This window comes from Bradyrhizobium sp. WYCCWR 13022, from assembly GCF_030435535.1.
In the GTDB taxonomy this organism is placed as follows: Bacteria; Pseudomonadota; Alphaproteobacteria; order Rhizobiales; family Xanthobacteraceae; genus Bradyrhizobium.
Genome location: NZ_JAUIZJ010000040.1, coordinates 21489 through 27690 on the forward strand (window position 1 = coordinate 21489; position 6202 = coordinate 27690).

Genomic DNA, 6202 nt, shown 5'->3' on the forward strand with positions numbered 1-6202 from the left:
TAGTTGTGCCATCGCAAACGAGGTCCGTATAGCGACCGCGATCCTGACCGGCGGCAGTCACGTGGCTGGTGAAGGGAAGGCTTATGTATTCACCCGTTGCGACACCGATGTGTGGCTAATTCGACAGACTTGTCCGAAATCGACCAAGCAATGCCGCGGCGTTCTTGTTTTCAATGAAGTATCACTTCGGCATTCAGTGGCCTGGCCGTTGCGAGCAGTTGGGCGGTCTGGCCAGACTTATCCTCGTGATCGTGGGTCGACACATTCTTGCCTCGATTCCGTTCGGCGGGCCGAACTGTGTTTGGTCGCTCTTCGAGTACATGCCCATGATTAACGTTATGGCCAAATGCGCAGAGCCCCACACTGGGTGCTGCTGCAAGTCTAGTGTCCTGAACCAGAGCATTGGATCGGCAGAAGCGCTCGATTGAATTGGTCCATGGAAATGGTTTTGGATCGGCGTTGTGCCGTTCGATGAATGAAGCGATGTCGGCCCTGACGGCGGCAATGCTCCGATAGACGCTGCGCCTGATGTTCTTGTCGGTCAGGAGCTCGAAGAAGCGCTCCTGATTGAGCCATGACGAGCTGGTCGGGGTCAGGTGCACATGCCAACGCGGCCTTTTAACTAGCCATCGCCGGATCAGCGGGGTCGTGTGCGTGGCGTAGTTGTCCATGACGAGATGGACGTCGAGCCGGCGCGGGCTGGGTCTCGTCGAGGAGCTTGCAAAATTCGGCGGCGCGGTGAAGTCGGTAGCACTTGCCGATGACCCGTCCGGTCGCAATATCGAGGGCGCGACCAGCGAGGTGGTGCCATGCCTTTTGTAGTCATGGCTCCTTCGGGCCGGCTGGCCAGGTCGCATCGGCCACATCGGCTGGCTGCGATCCAGAGCCTGGATTTGGGATTTGTCGCTCACACACGGGACGATGGCGTGCTGCGGCGGCGAGACGTAAAGCCGACGACGTCGCGGACCTTGGCCAGTAGGTACGGGTCTGTCGAGAGCTTGAACGTCTCCATCCGATGCGGCTGGCCCGAAGGCCCGCCAGATGCGTTGAACCGTCGACACCAACAGACCGCTCGCCTTTGCCATGCTGCGGGAGCTCCAATGCGTGGCGGGGCAGTTCTCCAGCGTTCGCACGGTCACGACTTCGATTCGGACATCATCAACCGTGCGCGGAGCCCCGGAACGCGGCTCGTCGTGAAGCCCGGCCACGCGCTGCTCTACAAAAACGGTGGCGCGACTTGCCTACCGTCCCGCCGCTCCAGGCGCAGCTTGGCCGCCACTTTCTTGTTCTGTCCTCCCTCCGCGCAGGTCAACACAATCCGGGCTTTCAGAGCCAGCGCCTGCGCCGTGTTCCGCCGCTTCGTCAGTGACGTCAGTGCGGCACGCTCATCATCGCTCAATATCAGGGGCGCAAGTAGCTGGACCGACATCAAATCCTTCGTCGCTATTCCAGCACCCAGCTCTGGCACAACCAAGCGAATCCAATGCGATTTTACGATTGCGAACTTGTGAGTCAGGACAGTAGTCATCTGGAATGCAAGTTCGTCACCGCCGGCGAGCTCGCTCGACGGCTCACGGCTTTGTTATGGGGGCAAAGATGCTTTCGGTCTCGATCAATGGATCGTGGATACTGCGAGGAGCGAACTGGCCTCGCTTGCGCAAGAGATCGACCGCGACATTGCAGCTGTCGCGGAGCCATCACCCAACCCTAGAGCACTATCCCCATCGACGGGCTCTTATGGTCCCTGCTGTCCGGAACGGAATCTCCGCATCGATAAGTGTAGCCTCTGCCGAGATTAGGTTGCGGCGCGGTGAGTAGGCCTCGGTGTGCTGACGTCGAGGCTCGATGTGGACGGCGGTAACTAACACAAGTCCAAATAGCGGCCGATCGATCAAGTTGCACGGTCGTCGGCGGGCTCTCTTTGTCAGGTGCGGCAGTTGCCGCGCCGTTGATGGCCGCAAATCAGCCGGCCTGGATGTTTAATTCTCTCTTCCTCAGAACAAGGAACCGGCACCCGGCGGCACGCCGCACCCGGGTCATCAGGGTCCCAGGGAGTCTCCCGGGCGGGGGGCTCCTGCGCGCCTTCCGGTGGGCCCTCTTGCGTGCGGGCTGAAGCAGTGCCTACCAACAAAAGCAGTGCGGCCGTAGTCAAAAGCGCGCGTTTCATCCGGTTTCCACTAGAACAGATACGAGAACTCCACAGCCAAGTATGCCATCCCAGGTGCTAAGGAGTAGCCGGCGTTGGTTCACCAGAGGTCTCGACTTCATTCCAGGATCGTACAATGTGACGCTAGGTGCGATTCAAGCCTTTTCATAACGGAGGCACAAAGTATCAACCTGACATCGCTTAGGTCAGCGCTCCCGACGGCATCGAGCGGGAGGGCGTGATTGCTGCCGGCCCCAACGTAGTGCCCGTCCTGGCGATCGGCCTGGCTTGTCGAAGCTCGGCGAACGCGTGACATAGACGCCGCAGGAGATTCCAGCTCAGCTACCATCTCCACCATTGTGCGGCGGCTGGTCTTGGCCATGAACAAGGCCCAGTCGATGACGGCGTCCACAGGTTTGCTGATCGCTTCGGTTTGTGCACTCTTACCGAGCTTGTCCGAGATCGCCCAGGATACCGGAATAGCGCCAGCACGGCGATCAGCAAAGCATGCTCTGCGTGCTCCATGCGTCCATGTGCGGTCATGAGTTCTTCGTAACTCGACAGTCACTCGCAACAGGCATGGATAGTGTTGCCGGAGCATGTCGGCGCCGGAGATGCACCTGGATGCAGACCTCGATCCGGCACTGGAGATGAATGCCGACGTATACCTGCATGACTGACAGCGAGATGGCCAAGACATTCCTCGACAGAGCGACGCCCCGGAGTGCCTAGACGCCACGTGTTCCATGCGTTCTCTTTTACAATTGCTTGCCGCCTGGAACGTCGTTATCAGGTTCGAATAAACTCACGGACATATTGGTCATCGCGGAGCCTGATTCTCCCGATATCGACGGCATGTTCGCCTCCTCTTCCGAGCTCCGCTAATGGGCCTCCTGCCCCCGCCAGCAAGCGAAGCTGGTAAGGGGCGGCAAAGACAAGGAGCACACCATGTCTCAGACACCCAATACCGCGATCGCCGTGATCGGCATCGATATCGGCAAGAACTCGTTCAACGTCGTCGGCCACGATGCGCGCGGCGCCATCGTTCTGCGTCAAAAGTGACCGCGTGGGCAAGTGGAGGCGCGGCTCGCAAATCTGCCGCGTTGCCTGATCGGTATGGAAGCCTGCGTCGGCGCACATCACCTGAGCCGCAAACTCGCATCGCTTGGTCACGATGCGAGGTTGATGCCGGCCAAATATGTCCGCCCCTATAGCAGGGGACAGGAGAACGACTTCAATGACGCCGAAGCGATTGCCGAAGCCGTGCAGCGCCCGACGATGAAGTTCGTGGCGACCAAGACCGCGGAGCAACTGGATCTGCAGGCGCTGCACCGGGTGCGCGAGCGGCTGGTATCGCAACGCACCGGCATCATCAACCAGATTCGCGCCTTCATGTTGGAGCGCGGGATCGCCGTGCGCCAAGGTATCGGCTTCTTGCGCACCGAACTGCCCACCATCCTTGCGACGCGCGCCGATGCCCTGTCGCCACGCATGTTGCGTGTCATCGAGGAGCTGGCAGGCGACTGGCACCGGCTGGATCAGCGCATCGATGGCCTCTCCGGCGAGATTGAAGCATTGGCCCGTCAAGATCAGGCATGCTCGCGCCTAATGACGGTGCCTGGCATCGGGCCGATCATTTCGAGCGCCATGGTGGCCGCGATCGGCACCGGAGACGTATTCTCCAAAGGCCGCGACTTCGGCGCTTGGCTTGCCCAAGCAGATCTCGACGGGAGACCGCACGATCCTCGGCAAAATCTCGAGGCGCGGCAATCGCTACCTGCGCGTTCTGTTCGTGCAGGCGGCGTGCGTTGTGCTGGTCAGGATAAAGAACTGGGAAAGTTATGGGCTCAAGTCCTGGATCGAAGCCGCCAAAAGGCGGTTGCACCACAACGTGCTCGCGATCGCGCTCGCCAACAAGCTTGCCCGCATCGCCTGGGCGGTGCTGGCCAAAGGACGCGCCTTCGAGCTGACGAGGACTGACGATGCAGGCGTCCGACCCGCTTGATCCTCGCGCCGTGCTGGGCGCGGTCAAGGCGCAGCCTGGCAACGCCGGAGCCAGCCGCAAGCCAAGCGCGACGGCTGGCCTTGACCGCCCCTGCGCGCGACGCGATCGACGTTCTGCGGGCCGGGACGAAGGAACGGCCCTTGGCTCGAACAAAGGAACTGAGCAAAATGAGGAGCAAGCGATGACGTAAGCCCCTATCAATAATTTCCAGCCGAGGTCTGCGAGAGGATGAGACGAGATGGAGGTTCGGTCTTCCCGGCGCATGCGAACACTGGTGACCCGAATGGTCCAATCGAGGCCTGTCCGCTAACGAGAACGCACGCGCGCTGATATCCATGGTGGCCGGAGCAAATGCTCCAATCAAAGGCCGGATACATTGATGCAAGACCGCTCACCGCCAGCTCGGCGAAACCACTTGCAACGCACGGCCGGACCATACATCGGGGTCATTTATATTGCTCCTTGCTATAGATCCGCTTCACCAGTAGCCGACAGTTTCGTCTCGCCGGTCGGTCACAAATCCGGGCAGTCGTACTGGCGATAACAACAGTGGCGTCCGTAACAACCGTGCCTATAACCGTGGCAGGGATATGCGCGGAACGGGTACGACCGCGGGCCGGTATGGTACGGACTGCAGCCATAACTGACCGGAGGGTATCCATAAGGCGGCTCCGCATATACGCAATAAGGGCCATAACAGCCGCCGCTCGTACTTGCGCCACGGAAGAGTTCGGCTCTTGCAAGACTGGAGATCCTCCGTTCGCAGTTGCAGTGAGAGACAGGGGACATCGTGGTCGTGCCTCCAGGAAAGGCCTGCACGACTCCGACACTCCTCGGCATCGGCGCTGCCGTCGCCAGCTCCAACTGGACAACCATCAGGACTCCCACCACCGTACAGCTCAATAGGGACTTCCAGCTGCTCATCGTTCGACTCCTTATCACGGTCGTTTCGACAGTCGGCTCCAAGATGTCGTCAAAAAGCTCCCGCCTGGCGGCCTGCGCAGCCAGTGCTGCTGATCCAAATATTGGCTGCCGCCAATCAAGTGCCACAGCCACATGATCGCTACGCTACTTTCCTACCCCAATGCCAAGACGTATAGCGCTTGCTTGGCGAACGAAAGCAGCACTCCACCGGCTGCGAGAGCGGCCACGCAGAGTGCCAAGATCACCGCGCGCTCCATGCTTTACCGTTTTAGGCGGTCGTGAGCGCCCGAAGGTGGGATCGGTCGAACAGTATCTTGGATAATGGACGTATTGGTCAGCGCGTAGCCTGATCTTATTGATATCGACCGCATCTCGAGCACGCCTTCTCCGCCATTTACAATTCCCCTCCAGGGCCAAATAAACCTCCCCGGAGTAGCTCCGGGCAAGCCTCTCAAGGAGAGGATCAGCAAGTCCGATGCCATCGGCGGGAGCATGACAGTTCTGACACGTATAAATGAGTTAGGGGATTCTGAGCACCATTGCGAGAGCGTCGCGACGCCATGTTAGTGCGACAACTGTCCCGAGTCTGACAGACGGGGACGTCAGTTGCGTTCTGGTGTTGATCCCATAATCAGACGTAGCACAGCTGCCCTCACTCTACAGCAGGCCTGCCGCTTCAGCTGGAGCATCGCGTTCCTCGCACCGTCGCCGCCATCGGTCAAAACGAGCAAACTGTGGCGCCTGAGCCGCTCGTGCAAGTCGCGTCCCGGTATAGGCAGCGTTCTTTGCTGCCAGTTCAGCGACAACCGGCGGCCACACTCGCTCGCGGACATCGAGTCAATCGCGCCGACGGGCGCCTAGTGTCGCGCGACGATCAGGATGGAAGGCAGCGTCAATCAAGGTGAGAGAGTTTCGCTGGGCTCGTGACGGAGGGAGGGCGTAGCCCGACCGGAGTTACGAGCCCAGCGTCGGCGCGATCCCGAGGAGGACCGCGCCGACTGGTGATCGCGGCCGGCGGGGTTATGCAAGTGGTTCTTCCGCCAAGAGGAATCACTCGCTTGCCCGGCCGACACATCACAGATCACCAGATGAGATGGGATGGTTGCCGCCCTCCCCAGACGGCATCG

General features: G+C 60.2%; 2 protein-coding genes and 2 pseudogenes. 1 reads left to right on the forward strand and 3 read right to left on the reverse strand.

Annotation, left to right across the window (positions count from 1 at the left end; genetic code table 11):
* Window positions 1–170 precede the first annotated feature (170 nt).
* The 3 genes and pseudogenes from QY049_RS35395 to QY049_RS35405 form a co-directional block, all read right to left on the reverse strand.
* Entirely contained in the window at window positions 171–1085 is a 915-nt protein-coding gene (locus tag QY049_RS35395; RefSeq protein ID WP_128929885.1) for a transposase, read from the reverse strand.
* 131 nt (window positions 1086–1216) lie between these two features.
* On the reverse strand, window positions 1217–1528 hold the full coding sequence (locus QY049_RS35400) for a hypothetical protein (RefSeq protein ID WP_128929884.1): 312 nt from the start codon (window positions 1526–1528) through the stop codon (window positions 1217–1219).
* A 955-nt stretch (window positions 1529–2483) separates the two neighbouring features.
* Window positions 2484–2689, reverse strand: a pseudogene (locus QY049_RS35405) (DUF4337 family protein); the annotation flags it as partial.
* A 573-nt stretch (window positions 2690–3262) separates the two neighbouring features.
* Here QY049_RS35405 and QY049_RS35410 point away from each other — a divergent pair.
* Window positions 3263–4151: pseudogene (locus tag QY049_RS35410) on the forward strand (IS110 family transposase).
* Window positions 4152–6202 lie beyond the last annotated feature (2051 nt).

What these genes read in the sequence shown, in the direction of transcription:
- QY049_RS35400 (WP_128929884.1), bottom strand. Translation starts at nt 1,528, where the DNA reads ATGACTACTGTCCTGACTCACAAGTTCGCAATCGTAAAATCGCATTGG.
- QY049_RS35395 (WP_128929885.1), bottom strand. Translation starts at nt 1,085, where the DNA reads ATGGCAAAGGCGAGCGGTCTGTTGGTGTCGACGGTTCAACGCATCTGG.